Here is a 23612-nt window from a genome sequence, read left to right as displayed (position 1 = left end):
TCTGTTTTAGATAATACCATCCACCCACTTCAAAAAATCGTTGACACGCACACGGCTAACCAGCACCTTGTGAGGGCATTCGGGCTGAAAAGACAGCTTAAGGCGGCTATTGAAGTACTTGGAAATATTTCTTATCGCCTTTATATTCGTGATACAATTGCGTGAGACTCTGAAGAAAACAGTCTTATCAAGATGTTTCTCCAACTGATCGAGCGTGTAGTCTATTATATACCGCTTGTTGTCGGATGTATGCAGAAAACACACTTTGTCTTCGCTATAGAAAAAGGCAATGTTACTCACTTCGATATAAAGGAATGAATCGCCTTTCTGAATGAGAAATCTGTTTTTTACCTTTTGGGGCATTAAGTTCTCCAACTGCTTATAATCGAAAGCGGCTTGCTGCGATTGATATAGTTCTTCGTACTTGGTCAGGGCTGCTGCCAAATCGGCCTCCTCTATCGGCTTCATCAGATAATCGATGCTGTTCAGCTTAAAGGCTTTTATAGCATGTTCGTCGTATGCCGTCGTGAAAATAATGGGTGTAGCGACCCTTATCTGGTTGAATATCTCGAACGAATCTCCATCGGCCAGATGTATATCCAGCATTATAAGATCTACGGTATTGTTCCGAAGGAAAGAGATCGTTTCTTCAACCGTCTTGGTCTGCCCCGATAGTACGTATTCGGGTCGTAAGAGGCTTATCATCCGCTTTAATTCCTTATACGCCAATTGCTCGTCTTCTACGATCAGGTATTTTATATTTCGATTGATTTGGGACATACTCTGCTAATGATTCGGTTCAGATTCAAAGATATAGTATTATCAACTTTGTTTTTGTATGAACAGCTATTTTTCTGACCAACCTTAGAATTTGGGGTATGGAGTGTATAAACACTTTGTAAAATGAGAGAGAAAAAATCAATATAGACACTAACCAATGATAAATATTGATTAGTGCCTATATTCATATAACACTCAAAATAAACGCTATATTAATCTATTCCTTATTTTTGTCAACAATGATTATTAGCAATTACTTGCTTAATCAAAATGTTTATCTAGTTCCTGTTCAAGTTTATCTATATTACTTGGATGAGATAGATTTTCTTGCAAGATGTTGCCATTTTTGTCTAACAGTATGTAACGAGGGATACCAATACTCCCTCCTTCATATAACTTTTCTCTGATATCTGCTTCCAATTTTTTATTTGCCCTTAGATGATAGCCGTTAAGATTAAAGACTTTGGTTTTTTCTTTCCAAATTGTATCATGGCTATCTTCATCTATAGAAATATAGACAGGGATGATATCCGCGTAATTTGAAAGCAGTTCGTGTAGTTTATCTCTATGTTTGAATTCTCCAATGCAAGGTCCACACCATGTAGCCCACAAATCTATGTATAGAAATTTTTGGCTAAAATCGTCGACCTTACTGAGATCTTCGAGTGCATTGATTGTATTTTCTATATACTTTACGCCACTGATATCTGAATTAATAGATAGCAATAATTCGTTTCGCTTCTCTTTTATGTACGGAAGGAAAGCATTTTGAGGACGAATTTCTGATATATGATTGATCAATGTCGAATCTCCTCTAATTACAGCATTTTCATAATTTTCCAGTAGTTCCAGAGAAAGAAGTTTGTACTGTATTTCTTCAGGTGCTATTAAATATCCAAGCTTGTTTGGACTCAGATAATTTGCCCAGATGTTTTTAGAGAATAATTTTTCTTTTTCTTTCTCATCCAAATATCTGTATTTGTTAGTATAATAAATATTTAAAGTACTGCTTCCTAAACTATATTTCAATATATCTCCTGAATCTATCATCGGAGATATTTCATCTAAAATTCCATTTATAATTTCGTTTGCTTTTGTTTCCGAATTTTCTAAATATTTAGCTCTACAAACTCCAATTGCTGTACAAGCAATTAGCGTGTAAAAATCATTTTTGACGATGTCTGAAAATTGTGGCGATATCGTGTTCTCTGAGACAAGACTGTCTAAAGTATTTGATAATATCGAATCGTATTTTTTAATTAATAATGAAAAATCCTCAAGACTAGATTCATCGGGAAAATTGAATAATAAATCGAGGTAAGGGTGAATAATATCTTTTTTACGGTCGTTTGTATAGAATTCGAGCTCTGCTTTATCTGCACCTGCAAATTCGAACTGATGGTCTCCTTTGTATGTTATTGTCAAATGACTGCCCTCCTTTATTAGAAGATAGGCATTTCCACCATCGTAAAAAGAGCAATCTATAAATTGAAAGTCTTTCACATCGCAACTATAAATACAACTTCCTGTTGTATCTGTATTAATCTCATCAGTCAGTGTACGAGTAAAGGTATTATCGATTTCTTTACTAATACCAATTGTGGTATTAGCTTTGGTATTGAAAACAATAGTTGTGTTTTGACCAAAAGCACCTGATATACAAAAAAACAGACCTCCAATAATTGTGAGATTTATCGATCTTTGACGATTATCTCCAAGACCTATTTTACAATAAATAGATTTTAGTTTGTTACGAAAAAATGTTAACGTGTGATTCATTGTTTCTTTTTTTAATTATTATATGACTAAACTGTATGTTTTTCCACCAGAACATGCACAGCCAGTGAGACTGTGTCCACTACTACCTCCAATTATACTTTTCCTTTCTTGATCCATAGAGTGATTTTTTGGGAAGATTCCATAAAAAATGAAAAAAAATACAAATAATAATCAATATTGCATTAGGTAATCAATAAAACCCTCTAGATTCAAAATATAGTATTACCAACTTTCACATAGTAAGAATAGCCGATTCTCAGACCAATTTTAAAATTTGGGGTATGAAGTGTATAGCCTCTTTGCCGATTCAATATTCATCCCTTCTCCCCACTTTTATCTATACTTAAAAAGACTATGAATCTTACTTCCGTATTCCAAAAAAATATCGAAGCCTACAATGCCCGTGTCAGGTATATAGTAAATAAGGGATCGACCCGTTCGTCCAAAACTTACAGCGTTCTGCAATTGCTGGCTTTTATAGCCGACTATTCGGCAAAGCCTCTTGTTATTTCTATCGTTTCCGAATCGATGCCCCACCTCAAAAAAGGATGCATAAGAGATTTTAAGGACATACTTTCGGACAAAGGTTACTGGAACGAAAACGATTGGAATGCTACCGACAAGATTTACAGGATGAAAAATTCCATCATAGAATACTTTCGGACAAAGGTTACTGGAACGAAAACGATTGGAATGCTACCGACAAGATTTACAGGATGAAAAATTCCATCATAGAATTCTTTTCGGCTGATAACCCGAGTAAGGTGCATGGCCCGTCACGAAACATTCTCTATGTAAACGAGTGTATCAATATCGACTTCGAAACCTATCGCCAGTTGGCTATCCGTACTACCGAAACGGTGTTTCTTGACTGCAATCCCTGTTTCGAGTTCTGGCTCGACGAAAAAGTGCTGACACAAGACACCTCGACCCTTATCCATTCCACTTATCGTGATAATCAGTTTCTGACCGATGCACAAATAAAGGAAATAGAATCGAACCGCAACGACCGAGACTGGTGGCAGGTCTACGGTGAAGGACTGACAGGTTCGCTACGTGGAGCAGTTATCCACAATTGGGATATCGTCTCTGCCTTGCCTTCAACTTATAAGAAACGCTGGTTGGGTATTGATTTCGGGTTTACCAACGACCCAACGGCAATAGTAGACATTCGCCTTTCGGATGGTGAGCTATGGATAGATGAACTGCTTTACGAACGTGGATATGATAATATGATGATAGCCGACTTTCTGAACCGGCAGAATATCCCCCGCGACACACCCATCATAGCCGATAGTGCCGAACCGAAATCGATACGTGAAATAGCGTCGAAAGGCTGGCGTATAGAGCCTGCACAAAAAGGGAAAGATAGTGTAAATACAGGTATATCGATTCTCAACCGATACACGAAGCATACAACAGCACGTAGCACAAATATTATAAATGAATATCGGAATTATCGCTGGCAAACCGACGAATTCGGCAATGCAAAGAATACACCCATCGACCGTTATAACCATGCGATAGATGCTCAACGTTATGTTTGCCTGAATAAATTACTGGAGCGAAACACATCATTAAGTTACTCGGTGATAAGGGGGAAGTAGACACCCAACAGCCTCCCCAACCCCTCCCAAGAGTAGCCCCCTAATCCCACCAAGGGGGACTAAATGCTCGCTGCTGTCATCCCGATACGCAGTGAGGGATCTCTTGTCTCTTGGGTTTATCAGCCAATGGCTATTAGCTATTAGCTTATTTCAGAACAGATCCCTCACTGCGTATCGGGATGACAGAGAAGAAAGAGGGATAGCATACAAAAAAATGACAGAAGTTGAATCCTCAATTGTTAATTTCAGACAAAATGTTAAGGTTAAACCCCTCGAAGTAAATATTTTTAAAAACATTTGGCTAATCGTTTATCTCTTGTTATACTTGCAGCATTAAAGAACCAAATGATCAAGCCATGACTCTTTCCCACAGCATTTCAACCCCGCGAATCGCGTCCATAGACATTTTTAGGGCGATCACAATGTTCTTTATGATTTTTGTAAACGATCTATGGTCTATCACTAATGTTCCTCATTGGTTAGAACACGCTGCAGGCAATGAGGATATGTTGGGTTTCTCGGATATTGTATTCCCATCTTTCCTCTTCATACTGGGCATGTCTATCCCTTTGGCTATCGAAAAACGATTGCAGAAGAAAGATTCTAAGTTCGAGATAATTAAGCACATTGTTATACGTGCTATTGCCCTCTTGGTAATGGGACTTTTTACGGTGAATACCGAATCTGGTGTTTCGCCCGACACAGGGATGAGCCGATCTGTCTTTATCCTTCTCATGTTGCTCGGATTCTTTCTGATATGGAATGTGTACCCACGAACAGAAAATAAGACTGCAAAATATGTTTATAACGGACTAAAAATTGCAGGTGTTGCCGTTCTCCTTTTTTTACTGATTATATTCAGGGATGCAAGCGGCGAACCGTTTCAAAAACATTGGTGGGGTATATTAGGTCTTATCGGGTGGACATATCTGCTATGTGCGATTATTTATCTTTTTCTCCGTCGCAACTGGATTTACCTTATGCTTTCATGTATCGCCTTCGTTGTGCTTTGCATAGCCGGTGCTAACGGTTGGCTGGGCGGATTTAGTGGTATCATCCCGGGCGATGGTTGCTTTCATGCTTTCACGATGAGCGGTGTGCTGCTCACTCTTTTATTCAATAAGCCCGAGACTGAAATTCCTTTACGCAAAAAGCTCTTAATTGCATTCGGAGCAGGTGTAGCAATACTCCTTTTAGGCTGGTTGTCACATTCGTGGTGGATTATTTCGAAATTACAAGCTACTCCTACATGGCTGTTTCTATGTTCGGGTATCTCTATATTATTCTACATATTTATCTACTGGCTGACCGACATGCAAGGTAAAGCTAATTGGTTCAATATAATCAAACCAGCTGGTACTGCCACACTGACTTGTTATCTGGTACCTTATCTGCTTTATTCTATCTTTACGCTGACCGCTTTCAGTCTGCCTGCCGATATTTTGACTTCTCCTATGGGACTGGTCAAATGCGTAATCTTTTCATTTGTGACAATAGGTATCACTGCCTTGTTGGGTAAGGCGGGTGTGAAACTGAAAATATAAGCCTATATCTTTTCATTGCCACCCTAATGTTATCCCTTTTTTCCGTCTCTGTCATCCCGAAACGCAGTGAGGGATCTATTGTTATTGTCTTGTCATAAAAGAAGTAGATCCCTCACTACGTTTCGGGATGACAGAGACGGGTATTAGAGGATTGCCTTTAGAAGAGTTCGAGGAAGCTCCTTTTCACCATTTCCTCATATCTTTATCTATAAGATAAAACGGTTATGACAGGAATAGAACTCTACATCAATCAGCAATTGTGCGACATCGAAAATCCGAAAGACTTCTCTGTATATCTCAAACGTCAGTTACTCAATCCTTCGGAGTTGAGCACAAAGGATGCACAACGTTCGTACGACATTACGTTGCCTGCTTCGGCTACTAACAACGCTATTTTCGGGTATATCAATACAGAAGAGGTACGGGGCAAATTCGCCAGATTGTACGATGCCCATTTATTAGTCGGTGGTGTGAAAATATTCGATGGTAAATTCAAATTGAGCGAGATAGCCAAGACTTATTACAAAGGAAACTTAGGTATACCGGCACAGAAAACTGTGAAGGATATATTTGCTGAGAAAATGATGAATGAAGCAGGAAACTGGGAAATCGACTTTGAGGATCAGACATGGATAACAAAATATAATACGGGCGAATACGACAAAAATAAATACGGCGATATTTCACCATGTATATTCCCATTGGTTCTCTATGGGCTACTCCCCAAGAAGCCACTAGATGCTGAAAAAGGCATATACACAGACAAAGAACTACTGGACGAGTACGTAGATTTTAAACGGGATAATTTCCCTCCATCAGTCAACTGCATGAAAATGTTGGAGACAATATTTAAAAACGAAGGGTTAAATCTGGGTGGATCGGCATTCAACGACGAAAGGCTGACCAATCTCTATATGTCGTATAAGAACCCGACCGAATATGAAATGCCATGGAACTATGGAACTCTGGGGCAAATAGGTATAAGGGGAGATTGGAGTAATTATGTGAAACGACCATCGCCTTTGCTAGGTACATTTGTCGAACGAAAATTCAAAAGGAATGAACCCGAAGACGGACATGCTCTTTATGCCGTCGACATGCTCGATTCTACAAATACGACTCCTCTTATATATGCAAATACGGGGAACAATATAACGACTGAGAATGGGAAAACGACAATTACGATACCTTACACAGGATTGTATAAGATTCATTTTACCTCATCGTTTACACTTCATCATCAGGCAATAAATGGAGTCTTAAATGAAAATCCAAGAATCATTGATATCGGTTCGAACTATCAAAAGAATAATGAAACGATTTACCATTATGAGAATCTTGAAGAAAGGCGCTTCGAAATAAAAGTGATGAGAGACAGATTTGACGATGATGCATTCAATCTTGAAAAAGTACAGTACGATAATGTATTTTACAAAAACAATCTTGATCAAGACAAGTGGGATGCAACTAAAGCACAGTATTTTCCGCAACCAGGACCACAATCTGTAAACTTTATAGACCCTGCCCAAAATGCAAACCTATTGTGCGGTTTTTCGTTTGGCAGCAATTACGAGAACTATAATCCTACTGAAGAAAGCGGCAGATATTGTAATATAATGGCTACATCAGGAGGTCAATCTTGGAGCAAAAATGAAGTACGTTCACACTCGGCTGTGGCCAGTCCACCTTATATGGAAGCTAAATATGTAAATAATAAGTGGGAATATACAACTCATAAAGATATGTTTTATATAAACATGATTAATAGCCGCAATGAAGTTGTAACCATGGAATGGATGATGAAACCTAAAACATGGAGCTGGGGAGAAGTAATGCAAGTCGTGAAACTGGAAAAAGGGGAGAAAATAACTGTAATCAGCAATTCCGACGAAGGTGTTCATTACAGATGGGATGGCAGAAGCAAACCCGAAGCATACAATCATGGATGGCTTCACCACTCCATCGATTATAATTTGTACATAGAGGCTTTTCAGTACAACGACGATTGGCTCAAAATAGACAACGAAGGCAAAAGCATAGAGGGTACAGTGATGGACTACAGCGAAAGCAACGATACAATAGTTAACAAACTAAATCTGATACGCTTCCTGCCATCGAATGTAAAAATAAACGATTGGATTGATAACTTTTGTAAGGCGTTCAATCTGGATTTGATACAGACCACAGGAGATACATTCGAGCTGAATACCAAACAAAAACGGACGTTAAACACGTCTTCGATTATCAACCTCGACAATAAAACCGATGTCAATAGCAACCGCCGCAATACCTCTTTAGGCTTACCCGCTTCATACGAACTGGGATTTAGCATCAATACAAATGAGGAGGGGTTTATAAAAAGCAAAAGTGGAGACACTGAAAACGGTGATACTGGCGGTGGATTGTACGAAACAGGTAGCCCCGAAAACAAAAGGGTTAATCAGGCATCCCACTTCTCGTACAATTGGTTTAAAACGATAAAAGATAATAGTACGGAAGAAAACTACAATCTACCCGTTATCTCGGAAAAAGAACCTTGGGAACGGACAAATAGTGGGGATTATGCAGATATGTTAAACAAGAAATATTCAAATCTAGCACAACGTTTCTGGTATAAGAAAGACAACGAAATCTACCCAACGTCAGTAGATGGTGGTGTGAAAATTGAAGCTGGATTAGTATCGAACGAATATAACGGAAGCAATCCGATAAAACTTCATTATAAGAATGAGGAACATTCGATTCTTGATAATTATTTTGCACTAATGGCGGATGCCGACAATCAATACACAACAGTAGAATGCTATCTGACACCCGAAGAATATAGTCGTGTAGATAATAGCTGGGTACAATTCAACAACGATCTGTACTATGTCGCAGAAATAGATGGGTACGACCCGATGAATAGAAAAAAAGCAAGCCTCAAACTAATCCGAAAATCTGTATAATAAAAAAGACCGAGAAAAACTCGGTCTTTTTTATTTATTATTCTTTATAACGTTTATACCTTTGCCATTCTTTATCAGCAGGAAATTGGTACCTCATCATCAATACTTCTTCACCATTTTCTTTTATAATTTTATATTCTTCTGTATGTTGAGAGATATTTCTGATATATCGGATACCATTATCATTGATTATATATTTATCAGTTGAAAACTGATTGACATTCCATTTCTTATAAATTTTATCATAGAAAGCTATATTCATCACAAAATCTGAAGTGAAAATTATCCTCATATTAAGATCATCCTGTGAGTGCCAGTCTCCTCTTATCGGATTATAACCATCTTTTTTATAATTGGGGTCATTCGGATCGTTCCAATCTCCGTTCCATACGAAAGGTTTTTCAGGTTCGATAATAGGTTCATTCTCTTTATCATCACCACAAGCAGTAAAGCCAAGACATAGTGTAAATAGTAGTGTAAAGTAAAATAGTTTCTTCATCTTTTTCTGTTTATAAGAATGCGCAAAGATAATATATTAGGAAATACTTAACAAATGAAAGAGTTGATTGTTATACTAATATAGGAAGGGTATAAAAAAAAGAAAGTCCACAATATCACATCGTAGACTATCCAAACCTTAACACAAACTTTACAAAACTACATACTATAAACACGTCGCATCTGAAAATGTTTAATCGAGATGTATTTTTTTTTGTCCATCTAGAAACTTTAACTATTTTTAAATATGTAGTCGGTTAATCCCTGCTTAAAACAGCCAGAATTAGCACTCATAGATATTTTTTAGCTATACAAATTTTCATGAAAGCAAAAGTTCTAAAAAAAAGGGCTGCTGATCCCTCTGATCAACAACCCTTCAAGATATATAAACACTGACATGTCTACTGCTTTTAATTAAACAAGAGGCCTTACATACCCTTTCAGATCAATCTATTTACTCGCGAACCAAGGATCGTATGTGAAGTAAATAACATAGGTACGATAAGAACCCTTTCCATCAGCAGTGAACCCAAAGCGAGGAACTGCACCACCTTGTCGCTGTACAAATTTCTTAAAACCCTCAGCCGTTGTAGTACATGTAACTTTATTTCCCGACCATGTCCAAAATAACTCTGCTTCGCCACCTATCGTATCGATGGTATAGCCTTCGTCGATTGTTACTGTAAATGTTATCTGGCTCGATCTCGGATAAGGTATATGCTTGTCTATCCTGATCCAATTACTTTGACCGAAAGACATAATTACTGAAAAACAAAATAGAAGAGATAACAATGCAATCTTTTTCATACTAAATGATATTTAAAGGTTTAAAAAATAAACTTTCAGAATAAATGTTTTTCGAAAAACAGACACCAGCAATGTATGTAAATATTTTTAATAATTATTAGATATAAATAAATAATATACAAATGATATAGATATAAATAATAATTTAATTTTAACGATTAAAGAAAAACCACTCTCTGTCATTCCGAACTGAAAGCCCCACCTAACCTCCCCTAAGGGAGGAATGCAGAGAGGGTTTGAAATAATTATGAGTTATGAATGATAAGTTATGATATGAGTTAATCACTCTCTGTCATCCCGAACTGAGAGCCCCTCCCTGGGAGGGGTTGGGGAGGCTTCTACTAAAGATTGAAGGATTACATGGAGAGATTCATCAAAAAAATAATACCTTCCAATAAAAAAAGGCTGCCCGATTTCTCGAACAGCCCCTAGTCTTTTTTTACAGCTATATTATTTCTTCACGTCACCTAGTGGTACATAATATGATGTAGTAGTCGGTGAGTAAATACCGAATGTTACGCAATTAAGCAATCCGTCAACGAAAGTCCAAGTATTTTCAGTCGTATAGTCTGTTCTGTCTCCTACATAATCTTTAGCTACTTGAGTTTCGCCTAGTGGAACTAATCCCCATAGTAAGAAATGATTCTTTTTAGAATTTACTTTCACAGTAGGTTCAGTTATACCAATATTACCGTTAGCCACTTTAGCTGTGTAACATGATGTCATTAGCATACATGTCATTGCAATTAAGCAAAGTTGAATGTTTTTTAATTTCATAAATAATGTTTAATAGTAGTTTAAATTTTGAGTTAATTAAATCAGCTGCAAATCTATATATATAAATATTAATTATGCTATCTTTTGTATTTAATTTAATCACAATTGTGTAATAATAATACATTTACTCTCATTTACACACTTCATCTTCCAAATCCTTTTCTTTAACTTCTATTTTTAGCCATTTAATAAGCATTAAGATAAACAATCATCACAGTCAGAAATATAATGAATATTCTATTTACTTTTTTACAAGATATTACAAAACACATAAAAATATTGTAAATTTGAAACATATAAAAACAAAAAATATGAGACAGAAAATATACCAGATAGATGCGTTTGCAGATAAAGTTTTTTCGGGAAATCCTGCGGCTGTTTGCCCACTCGCTCAATGGCCCGAAGATGATCTGATGCAGAAAATAGCGATGGAAAATAATCTTGCAGAGACAGCATTCTATGTGAAACAAGGCGATGGCTACGAACTACGATGGTTCACACCAAAGACAGAAGTCGATCTGTGCGGACATGCAACCCTTGCCGCGGCTTTTGTTCTGTTTAATCTGGAAAACCATGCTGGGGATATAATTAATTTCTATTCGCCAAGAAGCGGGAAACTGACTATAACAAAAAAAGGTGATCTGCTTACACTGAATTTCCCGACTGATGTATTCAACGAAATAGATTTAACCGAAGATATAACTGCTCCATTCGAAGCTAAGGCTAAGCACGCTTATAAAGGAAAAACAGATTATATGCTTGTTTTTGAGAAGGAGGAAGATATACGAAATATGAATCCCAACCTTGCAACCCTTGCTAAGCTCGATGCCAGAGGCGTTATTGTAACAGCTAAGGGAAATGAAGTCGATTTTGTTTCTCGTTTTTTCGCTCCACAAGTAGGGATTGACGAAGATCCGGTAACAGGTTCTGCGCATACCACCCTGACTCCTTATTGGGCAAAAGTACTAGGCAAAGATGATATGACAGCGATTCAGCTATCCGAACGAAAGGGTTATTTACAATGTAAATACCTCAACGACAGAGTCGAAATCAGCGGACAAGGCAGATTATACCTGATTGGGGAAATATTCGTTTAGGAGATAAATCCTATCAGCCCCAACGTGATATTCTGAATATCGGAACCTGAGTTTTTTCAACTTCAAATCCGCAACACTCATAAAATGAGGCTTTACCCTTGTCGGCAATAAGTACAATACCGAGATATTCTTTGTATTGATCGATCATCATGTTCAGCAATTTCTGTCCGATACCCAGATGCTGATAGCGAGGATCTACAAGCAGATTAGGCAGATAAGCCGTAGTTGCTCCATCGGCGATGGCACTTATCAGTCCGACGAGCTTATCTCCGTCCCATGCTGTAAATACGGCAGACGAATTTTGCATTGCAATCACTAGTTTATCGGGATACTGCCCAAGATACCACTCAACAGAGAGAAACAGGTCTTGCAACTCTTTTTCTGTAAATTCTTTTTGCGCTTTGTATTCAATATTCATAGTATATTTATTATTTATGCAGCTCTCTATACTTTTATTTTTATAATATTCTTTTGCATCCTCATCCCAATAGCTATTAACTTATTTCAGAATAGATCCCTCACTGCGTATCGGGATGACAGAGAGTGATTAACTCATATCATAACTCATAATTATTCCAAACCCTCTGTGTATTCCTCCCCTTGGGGGAGGTGAGGAGGGGCTCTCAGTTGGGAATGACAAGTATGCATAAGGATAACAGAAAGTGATATCCGGCTCCAAAACAAAAATAGCTATTGATTTTTAAATAAGGATATAGACTCATCGAAGATTTAATACCCACATTCTATATTAAACGAAAAAAGCACAAGTTATAGACCTTGTGCTTTAATATATGTTTTCTTAAGAATTTCTATCTGACATCAGAAACCCCGACCGGCTCCGCCGCCGCCAAAGCCTCCTCCGCCACCACCGCCGAAGCCTCCTCCACCCCAGCCACCGGAACGACCTCTTCCGCCGCCACCGAATAGTGGAGGAAAGAACATACCGCCACCGGTTCCACCGGACGAATTACGACCTCCGTTATTGCCTTTATTCTTATGAGAAAGGTAGTAGGCATATATAAGGAATCCGATCATCACCACGAGCGAAATTATAACACCGGCAGGAATGGAATCATCCAGTTCCTCGGCATTAAACTCGCCTGAGAGGTATTTCATTATTGCATTTACAGCATCTTTAGTACCGGTGTAATAGTCTCCACGCTGAAAATACGGGAGCATATAGATGTCGATAATCCTTCCGCAGCGAGCATCATTCAGAATGTGTTCTACTCCATAGCCGGTGGCAATCTGTACCTGACCACGCTCGTTACCGATACGTGGCTTAATAAGAATTACGAGACCATTGTCTTTACCTTTCTGACCGACACCCCACTTTTGCCCCAGCGTAGTGGCATAATCGGAAGGGGCGTAGCCTTGCAGATCGTTGATTGTCACTACATAAATCTGGGTAGAGGTAGTATCGTTGTAGGCACGTAACATGCTCTCCAACTCCGATTGTTGCGTACTATCGAATATGCCCGCAAAGTCGTTGACTAAGCGAGGCGGCGACATCGGGTCGGGTATGTTCTGCCCATATAACGGAAAGATTATAAGGAACAGCAGAAATACTATTTTATTTTTCAGTTTCATTTTAAATATTAAAACTCAACTTTAGGTGCTGACTGACTTGCTGCATCTGCCGCAAAGTATGCCTTCTTCTCGAAACCTAGTATAGATGCAATAATATTACGAGGAAATTTACGGATCGATTGGTTATATTCCTGTACCGTATCATTAAATCTTTTTCGTTCTGTAGAAATACGATTTTCAGTTCCTGCGAGTTCATCTTGCAATGCTAAGAAATTCGTGTTTGCTTTCAGGTCAGGATAATTTTCCTGCACGGCTAATAATCTACCCAATGCCGAACCTAGTTGTCCTTGTGCTTCCTGATATTTTTTCAGATTTTCTTCGGTAAGCTGATCGGCATTTACCTGCAATTGGGTTGCTTTTGCACGGGCTTCGACCACTGCTTCTAATGTGCCTTGTTCGTGGGCTGCATATCCTTTTACTGTCGATACAAGATTGGGTATGAGGTCAGCTCGTCGCTGATAGGCATTTTGTACCTGCGCCCATTGCGATGTGACACTTTCTTCTTTTTGCACCATTCCGTTATAACTGGAACTTCCTATAAGTAGTCCGATAACGATTATACCGATAATTACGGCTACTGTGACTAAAGTACTTTTCGATTTCATTGATATCTAATTTTTGTATTATACTCTATTTACTTCTGTATAGATATATAAAACAATATATGATATGGAAAAGTTTATCTTTTGAGATAAGTCGCAGAATGTCATTTTTACAACAATCGAAACAGCGGGTAGAAAGATATTCTATTATTTCTTTTTGCGGTCGGAATTGTCCAGATTTTATTTCTAGCCATCACATTATATATTTTTATTGTGAGGACTATCATCAAGATATACAGTAGGAAGAAGAAACATGACAGTGATGACAATTAAAAAAGAGTTAATGATTTTCATTGGCTCTTTTATTTTTATAATATCTTTACACAATAATAAATTTACTCCTTATTAGAAATAAATTGTAATCTTAATAACCTTAGTGAAAAACAATAAAAAGGCAACTATGATTGTGTTGCTAATCGGCTTATGCATAAGCATTATGCTCTTCTTATTAATCCAAGAAGGAGAGCAACAGAAGTTGGATGCTATAAATGAAGAATACCCCGCATTAGCAAAAGATTCTGCTATAATGGGTATTGTTAGTCACTATTATGCATATACTAATAGTAATCCTAGGGGAGCACTCCTTATATCTCTTGCCGACGGAAAGAAGTTTACAGCGACAGTCAATGCTTATCCCAAAGAGGTAGTTATTAATCCCGATAATATAAATCATTACGCCTTAATTAATTTCTTACAAACAGGAGATTCTATTTATAAACCTGCCGGAAAAGATTCGCTATTCGTTATTAAGCATGGAGAAAAATATTCTTTTGATTATGCCAGTAAAGAGCGGATAGATTCTATTATGGGCAGGTGATAGCTAAACATGGAGAAAATAACGAAAAGAGCAGTACATGAACGACATTATTAATTTTTTTTTTAGTCGTAAGTACCTTATGGTGCTTGCTTATTTCATATTATTTACGCTGATCATATTGTTTATATGGTATAATAAGAAAGATGCGATAGAAAGAGAGGAGAACTATACGTTAATAAGAGAATATATAAATTTACCAATAGAAGGAATCGTTTCTAAGAAAGAGGCATCTATAGGGATGTTCGACAGAGGTTCATGTTATGTTGACCTATCAAGTGGTATCAAGCTGAATTTATTTGGAGGCCCTTGGAACTTTCTGTATGATGAACCGAGTATGGAATCTCTATTGGAAGTCGGTGACTCAATATCGAAGAAAGCCAATACAGATACAATCTATGTTTATAAAAGTGATCGCAAATTTTATTTCGTATTAGGTAAATTGATTAATGAGGATAAGAGAAATTGATAAAACAAAAATATCCAACAGTACACCATATATGTATATTTACTTTATCAACGATAGGTTTAATCACATTTATGTTATACCAATACCACAATACTAGTAATTTATCGAACAAATATTCCATGCTAAATAGTCTACAATCAGACGCAAATGGTCTATGAATAATAACAGGACAGGATCTCTATCTTTCAAAGGGAATAAGGATACCATCTGGATTATATAGGATAATATCGTCTCAATAAAATATTTAACAAGGAAGGTTTCATTTCATTAATTATGCAAATAAGATAAATCAAGATAACTATGAAATATATATGTATAATCATTTCGGTATTTATTATACCTCTATTATGCAGCTGCAGCCATACTCCCGAAGATGCATATAATATGGGATTGATGAAAGTGGCAAATGATACATTAGAAATTGTTTTTGCAGATTCATATCTTCGAATAAAAGGTATTGAAACAAACATGGAAAATGATACATTATACATTCGAGTGACATCTATAGGTCATATCCATTCATCAGAAAAAATATTAGTACCTTTAAAATCAAACATTAAAGGTGTCTGTCTACAAAATGATAAGTATTGGAATATTGATTCTATACCATGGAGTCCAACTTTAAATAAATAAGGAAAAGAGAAATTAAGTTTTATGAAAAAGATCTATTTTATAACAATATCTGTCTTTATAACTATTGCAGGATGCACCCATGCTATTAAAAGTGACACTTCCGAAGCACTAAATTTCCAAAAACAAGCTGTAGAGATTCTAGCGTCCGGCGATTTTGGGAAACTAGACGAAGCAATTAGACTAATAGATAGTGCGATAACAATATCTCCACAATCGGAGGTTTTATATATAACTAAGGCTCAAATAATGATGCAAAAAGAAGAGTATGGAATAGCAACGGACTATATAGATAAAGCGATATCTCTCAAACCGGAAGCTGCTGAATACTGGGGAGCGAAAGGAATGATCTTACTTATGCAAACGGATAGTACTAATGCTTAAGCAGCCTAAACAAAGCTATAGAATTATATGAAAATAATAATACTCATTTACTTTCTAGCCTTAAGTGCAACATTTTTTGGACAAGAAGCGAGTGATTACGAGCTACATCTGGATATTAAAAATCAAGAAAGTTGCGATAGTGTAAAAATTCTAAATGTTTTATTTACTAATTATAGTAATAAAGATGTTATTATTGATAATCCTGAATTTTATTTAAGAAAAAGTACCTTCGGCGTTTTTTTTTGGTTCCCTATAAAGTGGGACATACTAATTATGCATGAAGGTTCAGAGCAATGCTATCCAGAAAAGCGTTTTATCCGTATTTCTACAGACCTTGAAAATGACACTAAGTTAATAAAGGCTCATCGAACCTTATCTTTTAATATACCTATCAATACGAAGCGTATGAACTGTATGAATGATCCGGATCTTAAAGGAAACCGATTTAGAAAAGGAAGATTTACGATACGGTTGATACTCCAACTAATTCACCCTAAAGATATAGAACTGAAAAGTAACATTGTTGAGTTTGAACTAAAATAAATAAAGAGAATAATTTAATAAATAAATATGCTATAAAATATTTATTTAGCAATAATCACAAGCATTGCATAGATTCATTAAAAGCTGAGCTTGACAAAGATTCTACCCTAAATAAAGATCTTATAGAATCGGGAATAGATATAATAGAGAATATTGACACCCAGAATTTACTAGAAATAATTAATTAAGCCATTGCATTCTTATAAAGAAAATACTCCCTATAATGTATGAGATACATAAAATGAAATATATAGTTATAATTATTTTAAGCACATTTGCTTTTGGAAGTTGCTCCCATAAGCAGTCGAAAGTTGAAGTCGATTCTTCTGCTCTCTTAAGAGATTCCATTGTTGATCTTATAATTAAATTTCAGCAGGATGGAGATAGTATGGCTCTCTACAATGCCTTATCGTTAAACGAAATTATTTTATCTCAGGATACGATAACTAAAAACCGTTATTATAACTATAATACGCAAATTCAAATATTAGGACTGCTAGGTAGAAAAAAGGAAGCTTTCCTACTTAAGGATAAAGTCTTAAGCAAAAATCAAACAAATATCGATAGGCTTATTTATGATGGCATGAAACATAAGCTATTCGGAAGTAAGGACTCTGCTTATCACTATTTCTCCTTAGCTTTGAAAGAATGTGATAAGCAGGATAAAGACCCTCAAAATATAGATTTGATAATTAAAAAGATTGAGATATACATGTATCAAAATAAGAAAGACGAAGCTAAAAAAACTTTAGATAATGCGCTTAGGAATGATCCTCACAATCCTACTTTGCTGAATTGGAGAGCTGAATTTGATAATATCTATAATAAGTTTTCTGATTATTTTAGCGATATAAAATAAATACTTTATGAAATTCAACAAATCATTTATTCTTATAATTGTCGTTATTTGGAGTATTATTATATTTTTTATAGTAAAAACCATCAAGGACGACAAAGAAAAGACTGAAGCAAAAATAGAATTCTATCCGCTTTTTGATAAGAATACGGTAGTAAACAGCATTGTTCGGAACAAAGAAGTGGAAAAAGGCTTCTATAAAGGTACAGTTTATCTTGATTTGAAAGACAAGACCCGGATACGGTTTTCCGGTAATCTCTCTGTTAATTATATGTACCGTAGCCCTTGTTTCGATACATTTGTTCAACGGGGTGATTTAATATCTAAAACGGCTGGTACTGATACATTCTATGTTTATCGTAATAATCAGGAATATTATTTTGTATTAGGTCAAACAATTAATGAGGATAAGAGAAAATAAGTAAAAGAGAGACTAGTTTTTGCTTGCGCAACATACAAGCTAAAATATCAAAAGGGGTTATCATAAAGACAACCCCTTTTCTTGTATCACACAAATTCGTCAATTACTGCTTTAAAAAAATATCCTTTTAAAGATTGACTATCTAGCGTATTTTTCGTGACTCTGGCGAGAATCTAATTAAATTACATAAAACAATCCATTAGAATATATACAACTTCACATACAACCTAAAGCCGGCAGAAGAAAGGCTTATAGAATATATCTTTTCTTTTCATTACAGTAATATAAAAAACAACTACCAAAAACCAATCTGTTACAAAACATTTAAAATACTACTACAAGCGCATTGATCTTTCGATAAATTAAGTTAATTTTGCATTTATTCAAATTGTTAAATTAGCGATTATATTTCTATGAAAAAGATATCGATATTCATGTTGTCTATGGGCTTGAGTGTATCTGCTTTTGGTCAGTTGACTTCTGTTCATAATAGTATCCGCTCGGGGGACGAGCTTATCAAACAACAGGTCGAATACCAATCTCCGGGAAATGGGGGAAAGGGTATTGTCTGGGATTTCAGTGGTTCTAAGACCATCAATGATGAATACAAGCTCGGTTATTCGCTTCCTGCTATGATCGGTGATAGTTTGTATATCATGGCTAAGAAGACGTATGATGTAAAGAGGGTTTTGCCTGATGAGCTTATTGTGGGAACGGAGCATAATACGATGTACTACTATCACTTCAGAAATGATTCGTTATTTTTATTGGGGCATGAGAATCCGGCTATACGCCTGAAGTATAAGGAGCCTATTCTTTTTCTTCCTTTTCCTATGAATTATGGGCAAATGGCTCAGTCCAATTATTCGTCACAGGGTTTGTATTCGAATACAGTGGATATTTATACGCGTGGCACAGTAACGACTTATGCCGATGCTTTCGGAAAGATTATTTTGCCGACAGGGGATTCTTTGAATCCTGTTTTAAGGGTAAAGAATATACAGACGATAGCCGAACTGGAAGGTGACTCACTTGTGATCTCCAATAATCAGGTGGAGACTTACCGCTGGTATACCAAAGGGTATCGTTATCCTGTCTTTGAGACAGTACGTAATATCAACTTAAGGGATAATTCGGAGGTATTTGCTACAGCTTTCTTTTTCCCTTTGCAGGATCATCTGTATTTAGAAACTGATCCTGAGAATCTGGCTTTGATCGAGGAGAACTGGAATATGGATCGCCAAGGGGAGAATGGGGAACAAACGGATGAGAATACCAAATCTGTTTTTATAGAGGATATAGTCTCTTGTAAGATATATCCTAATCCGGTGGAGTCTCTTTTAACGCTGGACTATGAGGTTAAGCTGGATGCTAAAATTGCATTTGAAATCTATTCTATGGATGGTATGCCGGTCAAAAGGGTGAAGGCACAGGATAGAAAACCGGGAAGGTATTATGAGAGTATTGATTGCAGCAACCTGTATCCCAGAAACTACATCCTGAGGATTACAGTGAATAACTTGGTTGTGAATGAGAAGATTATTAAAAAATAAAGAGAATGAGAAAAATTATAGCAATTATATACATAAGTATATTATCAATAGGAATGGGGTTCGCTCAAGAAAGCTATATGATGGAAAAGAGCAAGCTGATACCGGCATCACCTAATGCCGCATCTTTAGGACTTTATGGAGCTATTCCCGTAGGGCACTATACAGGCACTCCCAACATATCAATCCCAATTTACGAAATCGATTTAGATGGAAAGAAATTCCCTATCAGTTTGTCATACCATGCGTCCGGAATAAGAGTCTCACAAGAAGCTAGTTCTGTAGGACTTGGCTGGACATTGAATGCCGGAGGAATTATTTCAAAGTCTCAAAGAGGTCTCGACGACTTTAACCCTGAAAACAGTGCTAATAATGGTTATTATAAGGATAATAAATTCCCAACAAATATCGGTGCAGATAATTATCCAATAATGCCCATCAATTATGAAAACTATAGAGGATATGTTGAAGGAAGTTCTGATCCTGAACCAGATATATTCTACTTTAATTTTGGGAACTACTCTGGGCGCATGTTCTTTAAAAAAGGAGATCCGAATGGAGTAATAATGGACAAGAAAGATTATGTATCCATTAAATACAGTGTAAGTCCTAATGGTAATATGTTCACCGCCTACGATGCCGACGGATATGCCTACTATTTTGGAAAAAGAGAAACAACACAAACTTATTCTGTTGTAATACCAGACAATACAAACCCTCCTCATCTTGAATATACCAGACAAACACCCCGAATATTTACCAATCCTGATAATTTCACCCCGAACATAAGCGCGTGGTGCTTGGACTCGATAGTGTCGCCACTTAAAAATAAAATTGCATTTTCTTATACTGCTGAAAATATTTGTACCCCAACAATGGTAAGTGAGGACACAAATCTTAGAATCAAGATGATAATAGAAGGACATGAACCAATTAATTATCCGGCACAACTTAGAAACTTCATTTATTCATATTCAAAAATAACTCAACAGAGGATTAGTTCAATCTCATTTAATGGCGGTACTATTACCTTTGGTGGAGATAAAAGAGTCGATTTAGATTATGATGCAGGGATTAACGAACCTAAAAGAATAAATAAAATCACAGTAAAGAACACGATAAATAGCACTATTATAAAAGATGTAAATCTCAATCATTCTTATCTGGGAAACCAGTCTAGTTATTTAAACTGCCGACTGTTATTAGATAATATAAAAGAATTGTCAGGAAGCACATCTGCTTCTACCCATATTTTTTCATATAATAAAAATGAATTGCCGGCAAAAAACTCCCTGGAAACCGATTATTGGGGATTTTATAATAAAGGGGAGTTGCAAAACCCAGCCAATACAACATTCTATACCATCCCCTCTGTACCTACAAGTCTGAAACCCTTTTTTGGAAGAAATAAAGCATCGAATCCAGCCGTGATGCAAAATGGAATATTAACATCCATACAATATCCAACGGGAGGCACATCAGGATTTACTTACGAAACGCATCAATTCAATAAAAGAACTTTTAGTGAGTGGAGTACCGGGTTTGCCATGGCTTCTGTTAGCTTTCACCCTTTTGAGAAAGCATACCCTCCTAAAAAAGATTATAGTGAATCCATCCTAGTTGTTCCGGATCCCTTTGATGACGGAGTTACGACAATAGCAATTGATTTTTCGGTTACCACTAACAAAATAAATGTAGATGACGGATTCAATCCTGCTATTGTGTCAGACAGAAATAGACCAAATCTCAACACATTACGCATCGAAAAACTCATAAACGGAGCATACACAACAAATTACAAAGAATACAAACAGTTTGATTTAAACATGACATATGTTGAGGCTGAAGATGAAAATAAAAATAAACAGCTAATTTATGCAAAATTATCTCCCGGCACATACAGATTGTCTCTTGAAGTGAATCCTTTAACTTTCACAGGATTCAGCGCAAGAGTATCGTCGACATTTTTAAAAGAAGTCATAAAAGAAGAAATACCCAATGAAGCAGGTTTACGCATAAAAGAAATAAAAAACATATCAGAAAGCGGAAAAGAAGAATATAAATATTATGATTACACAAGCCCGTTAACAGGCTACAGTTCTGCAATATTAATGACTCCTCCGGCACATTACAGGTATTTAGTATTCAGTCAGACAACTATCCATCCTTTACCTATATTTAGAACGACACCTGGCACTCCTGTAGGTTATATATATCTTATTGGAACCACAAACTCAAACATTCCGGTTAGTAATTCCGCACAAGGAAATCCTGTGGGTTACTCTTATGTAAAAGAATATACGGGAGCAAATAAGAATCTGGGTTACTCTTATTTTCAATTCCATAACCAGTCAGATGATTATAAAAATAGCGAGGATCTTCCCGACTACCCATCGAATACAAATCCTCTCAACGGTTACCCGATAATATTTGCAGTGTATAATTCAAGTAATCAAATTCAAGAGAGAAAATCATATAATTATACATTAAAAGAAGAAGAGAAAATTAAAGGTCTCAAAATATACAGGCCTTCAATATTTTCAGCACCGGGTGGTTTGTGGAAATTTTATGACAGGATTTCAAAACGATATGTAGTAGACACAGAAGTTGTCGAGAACTACATTAATGGCAGCTTAGCGCAAACCCAAACCATCAATTACGGCTATGCTAATACCTATTTTTTGAAAAATTCTGTAAAAACACAAGATAGTAAAGGGCAAGCTACAGAACAAACTACCAAATATCCATTCGATTATACAGATGCTATCAGCAAAGGTATGGTAACAAAAAACATGGTTGGAATCCCTATCGAAAACATATCATTAATTAATAACAGTGTAGTAGCTGCATCGAAAACACAGTTTAAAGACACCTTAAATACATATTTACCGACCAAAATGTACTCATTCAAGTCCTTATCTCCGATAGCATTAAGTTCATATTCAAATTACTATAAATTAGATCATATGTTCACTACATACAATGCCAAAGGGCGACTGCTCGAATCATATAATCCAGACAATACGCACACCTCTTACATCTGGGATGCAAATAATTTATATCCTATTGCCATTGTTCAGAATGAGAAATATGACACTGCCGTAAAGTCTTTCAGTGGATATAATACGACAGGAACAACAATCCCTAATGCGACCACCGAAGCTACGATAAGGAAGAATATACCTAATGCACTTATTAGTACCTATACTTATAAGCCCTTAGTGGGAGTAACAGCAACCACCGACCCTTCAGGTATTACAACATATTATAACTATGACGCATTTGGCAGATTAACAGAAACGTATATCATAGAAGGTGGCGTAAAAAAAGTAGTTCAGTCTTACAACTATAATTACAAGAATAAATAAGATATACAATTATGAAAAATATACTATTACTACTAGCCTTATTACTAATAACAGTTTTCATATACAGTCAAAACCAAACAATCAATGGTAACCTTCACGTAGCCTTAACCGATGGAGGAAACCTTCGTATAGGAAAAATAGGTGATTTTGGCAATCGGGAGGTTCCAATAGGAAGTGTTACCGCCCAATACAATCTCGATTTTAGTGGCTACCGTGATATAGCTGCCGATCAAATAGGAGCCCGTATAGCCGCCATAAGATTCAACTGTCATGTTGCAAACAAAGCCTATGTACAAAGTACAGCTTTGGCTTTCTTTACTAATCCTACAGGTACTAATTCAGGAACAACTGATCTAGTAGAACGCATGCGCATTTCTCCCGGAGGTAATGTCGGCATAGGAATATCTAATCCTACTTCCAGACTCGAGGTCAACGGTGTAATTCGCGCCAAAGAAGTAAAAATAGAAGCCGCCAACTGGCCCGACTATGTATTTCACAAAGAATACAACCTACCCGCACTATCCGAAGTAGAGAACCATATCAACGAA

The 23612-nt window shown here is 36.5% G+C and carries 22 protein-coding genes and 1 pseudogene; 15 read left to right on the top strand and 8 right to left on the bottom strand.

Annotation, left to right across the window (positions count from 1 at the left end; genetic code table 11):
- Positions 1-6: 6 nt before the first annotated feature.
- Positions 7-780, bottom strand: coding sequence for a LytTR family DNA-binding domain-containing protein (locus tag G7Y56_RS15760; RefSeq protein ID WP_165045009.1), 774 nt, complete (start codon positions 778-780; stop codon positions 7-9).
- 261 nt (positions 781-1041) lie between these two features.
- A complete protein-coding gene (locus tag G7Y56_RS15755) occupies positions 1042-2559 on the bottom strand; it encodes a redoxin family protein (RefSeq protein ID WP_165045008.1) in 1518 nt (505 codons plus the stop codon).
- 354 nt (positions 2560-2913) lie between these two features.
- On the opposite strand from G7Y56_RS15755, the gene G7Y56_RS18685 reads away from it, so the two are divergent.
- The 4 genes from G7Y56_RS18685 (at position 2914) to G7Y56_RS15740 (ending at position 8658) form a co-directional block, all read left to right on the top strand.
- Positions 2914-3279 carry a hypothetical protein gene (locus G7Y56_RS18685; RefSeq protein WP_255498773.1) on the top strand — a complete coding sequence of 122 codons (366 nt, stop codon included), beginning with the start codon at positions 2914-2916 and terminating at the stop codon, positions 3277-3279.
- Positions 3276-4166 carry a terminase large subunit gene (locus tag G7Y56_RS15750; protein WP_255498772.1) on the top strand — a complete coding sequence of 297 codons (891 nt, stop codon included), beginning with the start codon at positions 3276-3278 and terminating at the stop codon, positions 4164-4166. Before G7Y56_RS18685 ends, G7Y56_RS15750 begins: the two co-directional genes overlap by 4 nt.
- A gap of 356 nt (positions 4167-4522) precedes the next feature.
- Entirely contained in the window at positions 4523-5710 is a 1188-nt protein-coding gene (locus tag G7Y56_RS15745) for a DUF5009 domain-containing protein (protein WP_165045006.1), read from the top strand.
- Between the two features lie 224 nt (positions 5711-5934).
- A complete protein-coding gene (locus G7Y56_RS15740; RefSeq protein WP_165045004.1) occupies positions 5935-8658 on the top strand; it encodes a hypothetical protein in 2724 nt (907 codons plus the stop codon).
- 37 nt (positions 8659-8695) lie between these two features.
- Here G7Y56_RS15740 and G7Y56_RS15735 read toward each other — a convergent pair whose 3' ends face one another.
- From G7Y56_RS15735 to G7Y56_RS15725, 3 genes are all read right to left on the bottom strand, one after another.
- On the bottom strand, positions 8696-9157 hold the full coding sequence (locus tag G7Y56_RS15735) for a hypothetical protein (RefSeq protein WP_165045002.1): 462 nt from the start codon (positions 9155-9157) through the stop codon (positions 8696-8698).
- A 449-nt stretch (positions 9158-9606) separates the two neighbouring features.
- A complete protein-coding gene (locus G7Y56_RS15730) occupies positions 9607-9963 on the bottom strand; it encodes a hypothetical protein (protein ID WP_165045000.1) in 357 nt (118 codons plus the stop codon).
- Between the two features lie 450 nt (positions 9964-10413).
- Positions 10414-10740 (bottom strand): Bor family protein, encoded by a 327-nt coding sequence (locus tag G7Y56_RS15725; RefSeq protein ID WP_165044998.1) that lies wholly within the window; start codon positions 10738-10740, stop codon positions 10414-10416.
- 311 nt (positions 10741-11051) lie between these two features.
- Here G7Y56_RS15725 and G7Y56_RS15720 point away from each other — a divergent pair, with 311 nt between their 5' ends.
- Positions 11052-11837: a PhzF family phenazine biosynthesis protein gene (locus G7Y56_RS15720; RefSeq protein ID WP_165044996.1), complete on the top strand. Its 786-nt coding sequence runs from the start codon at positions 11052-11054 to the stop codon at positions 11835-11837.
- Between the two features lie 13 nt (positions 11838-11850).
- Here G7Y56_RS15720 and G7Y56_RS15715 read toward each other — a convergent pair whose 3' ends face one another.
- The 3 genes from G7Y56_RS15715 to G7Y56_RS15705 form a co-directional block, all read right to left on the bottom strand.
- Complete coding sequence (locus G7Y56_RS15715; protein WP_165022066.1) at positions 11851-12255, bottom strand: GNAT family N-acetyltransferase; 405 nt, start codon at positions 12253-12255, stop codon at positions 11851-11853.
- A 401-nt stretch (positions 12256-12656) separates the two neighbouring features.
- On the bottom strand, positions 12657-13427 hold the full coding sequence (locus G7Y56_RS15710) for a YgcG family protein (protein ID WP_165044994.1): 771 nt from the start codon (positions 13425-13427) through the stop codon (positions 12657-12659).
- 8 nt (positions 13428-13435) lie between these two features.
- Positions 13436-14032 carry a LemA family protein gene (locus G7Y56_RS15705; protein ID WP_165044992.1) on the bottom strand — a complete coding sequence of 199 codons (597 nt, stop codon included), beginning with the start codon at positions 14030-14032 and terminating at the stop codon, positions 13436-13438.
- A gap of 433 nt (positions 14033-14465) precedes the next feature.
- On the opposite strand from G7Y56_RS15705, the gene G7Y56_RS15700 reads away from it, so the two are divergent.
- From G7Y56_RS15700 to G7Y56_RS15655, 10 genes and pseudogenes are all read left to right on the top strand, one after another.
- Positions 14466-14846: a hypothetical protein gene (locus G7Y56_RS15700; protein ID WP_165044990.1), complete on the top strand. Its 381-nt coding sequence runs from the start codon at positions 14466-14468 to the stop codon at positions 14844-14846.
- A 37-nt stretch (positions 14847-14883) separates the two neighbouring features.
- Positions 14884-15312, top strand: a complete 429-nt coding sequence (locus tag G7Y56_RS15695) for a hypothetical protein (RefSeq protein WP_165044989.1) — start codon at positions 14884-14886, stop codon at positions 15310-15312.
- Between the two features lie 384 nt (positions 15313-15696).
- On the top strand, positions 15697-15945 hold the full coding sequence (locus G7Y56_RS15690) for a hypothetical protein (protein ID WP_165044987.1): 249 nt from the start codon (positions 15697-15699) through the stop codon (positions 15943-15945).
- A gap of 21 nt (positions 15946-15966) precedes the next feature.
- Positions 15967-16326: a M48 family metallopeptidase gene (locus tag G7Y56_RS15685; RefSeq protein ID WP_165044985.1), complete on the top strand. Its 360-nt coding sequence runs from the start codon at positions 15967-15969 to the stop codon at positions 16324-16326.
- A gap of 27 nt (positions 16327-16353) precedes the next feature.
- Entirely contained in the window at positions 16354-16869 is a 516-nt protein-coding gene (locus G7Y56_RS15680; protein ID WP_165044983.1) for a hypothetical protein, read from the top strand.
- 241 nt (positions 16870-17110) lie between these two features.
- A complete protein-coding gene (locus G7Y56_RS15675) occupies positions 17111-17728 on the top strand; it encodes a hypothetical protein (protein WP_165044981.1) in 618 nt (205 codons plus the stop codon).
- A gap of 7 nt (positions 17729-17735) precedes the next feature.
- Positions 17736-18146: a hypothetical protein gene (locus G7Y56_RS15670; RefSeq protein ID WP_165044979.1), complete on the top strand. Its 411-nt coding sequence runs from the start codon at positions 17736-17738 to the stop codon at positions 18144-18146.
- Between the two features lie 413 nt (positions 18147-18559).
- Positions 18560-19699, top strand: coding sequence for a T9SS type A sorting domain-containing protein (locus G7Y56_RS15665; RefSeq protein ID WP_165044977.1), 1140 nt, complete (start codon positions 18560-18562; stop codon positions 19697-19699).
- A gap of 5 nt (positions 19700-19704) precedes the next feature.
- The gene (locus G7Y56_RS15660) at positions 19705-23064 is read left to right on the top strand and encodes an RHS repeat domain-containing protein (RefSeq protein ID WP_165044975.1); all 3360 of its coding nucleotides are present in this window, start codon (positions 19705-19707) and stop codon (positions 23062-23064) included.
- A gap of 11 nt (positions 23065-23075) precedes the next feature.
- Positions 23076-23612 (top strand): annotated as a pseudogene (locus G7Y56_RS15655) (hypothetical protein); the annotation flags it as partial.

Origin of the sequence: Dysgonomonas sp. ZJ709 (genome assembly GCF_011039195.1) — a bacterium.
Lineage (GTDB): Bacteria > Bacteroidota > Bacteroidia > Bacteroidales > Dysgonomonadaceae > Dysgonomonas.
The sequence above is the reverse complement of the archived record's forward strand: the minus strand, read 5'-3'. Positions and strand labels throughout refer to the sequence as shown.

Coding starts and splice junctions, on each gene's coding strand:
- G7Y56_RS15760 (WP_165045009.1), bottom strand. CDS start 780: ATGTCCCAAATCAATCGAAATATAAAATACCTGATCGTAGAAGACGAG.
- G7Y56_RS15755 (WP_165045008.1), bottom strand. CDS start 2,559: ATGAATCACACGTTAACATTTTTTCGTAACAAACTAAAATCTATTTAT.
- G7Y56_RS18685 (WP_255498773.1), top strand. CDS start 2,914: ATGAATCTTACTTCCGTATTCCAAAAAAATATCGAAGCCTACAATGCC.
- G7Y56_RS15750 (WP_255498772.1), top strand. CDS start 3,276: ATGAAAAATTCCATCATAGAATTCTTTTCGGCTGATAACCCGAGTAAG.
- G7Y56_RS15745 (WP_165045006.1), top strand. CDS start 4,523: ATGACTCTTTCCCACAGCATTTCAACCCCGCGAATCGCGTCCATAGAC.
- G7Y56_RS15740 (WP_165045004.1), top strand. CDS start 5,935: ATGACAGGAATAGAACTCTACATCAATCAGCAATTGTGCGACATCGAA.
- G7Y56_RS15735 (WP_165045002.1), bottom strand. CDS start 9,157: ATGAAGAAACTATTTTACTTTACACTACTATTTACACTATGTCTTGGC.
- G7Y56_RS15730 (WP_165045000.1), bottom strand. CDS start 9,963: ATGAAAAAGATTGCATTGTTATCTCTTCTATTTTGTTTTTCAGTAATT.
- G7Y56_RS15725 (WP_165044998.1), bottom strand. CDS start 10,740: ATGAAATTAAAAAACATTCAACTTTGCTTAATTGCAATGACATGTATG.
- G7Y56_RS15720 (WP_165044996.1), top strand. CDS start 11,052: ATGAGACAGAAAATATACCAGATAGATGCGTTTGCAGATAAAGTTTTT.
- G7Y56_RS15715 (WP_165022066.1), bottom strand. CDS start 12,255: ATGAATATTGAATACAAAGCGCAAAAAGAATTTACAGAAAAAGAGTTG.
- G7Y56_RS15710 (WP_165044994.1), bottom strand. CDS start 13,427: ATGAAACTGAAAAATAAAATAGTATTTCTGCTGTTCCTTATAATCTTT.
- G7Y56_RS15705 (WP_165044992.1), bottom strand. CDS start 14,032: ATGAAATCGAAAAGTACTTTAGTCACAGTAGCCGTAATTATCGGTATA.
- G7Y56_RS15700 (WP_165044990.1), top strand. CDS start 14,466: ATGCTCTTCTTATTAATCCAAGAAGGAGAGCAACAGAAGTTGGATGCT.
- G7Y56_RS15695 (WP_165044989.1), top strand. CDS start 14,884: ATGAACGACATTATTAATTTTTTTTTTAGTCGTAAGTACCTTATGGTG.
- G7Y56_RS15690 (WP_165044987.1), top strand. CDS start 15,697: ATGGGATTGATGAAAGTGGCAAATGATACATTAGAAATTGTTTTTGCA.
- G7Y56_RS15685 (WP_165044985.1), top strand. CDS start 15,967: ATGAAAAAGATCTATTTTATAACAATATCTGTCTTTATAACTATTGCA.
- G7Y56_RS15680 (WP_165044983.1), top strand. CDS start 16,354: ATGAAAATAATAATACTCATTTACTTTCTAGCCTTAAGTGCAACATTT.
- G7Y56_RS15675 (WP_165044981.1), top strand. CDS start 17,111: ATGAAATATATAGTTATAATTATTTTAAGCACATTTGCTTTTGGAAGT.
- G7Y56_RS15670 (WP_165044979.1), top strand. CDS start 17,736: ATGAAATTCAACAAATCATTTATTCTTATAATTGTCGTTATTTGGAGT.
- G7Y56_RS15665 (WP_165044977.1), top strand. CDS start 18,560: ATGAAAAAGATATCGATATTCATGTTGTCTATGGGCTTGAGTGTATCT.
- G7Y56_RS15660 (WP_165044975.1), top strand. CDS start 19,705: ATGAGAAAAATTATAGCAATTATATACATAAGTATATTATCAATAGGA.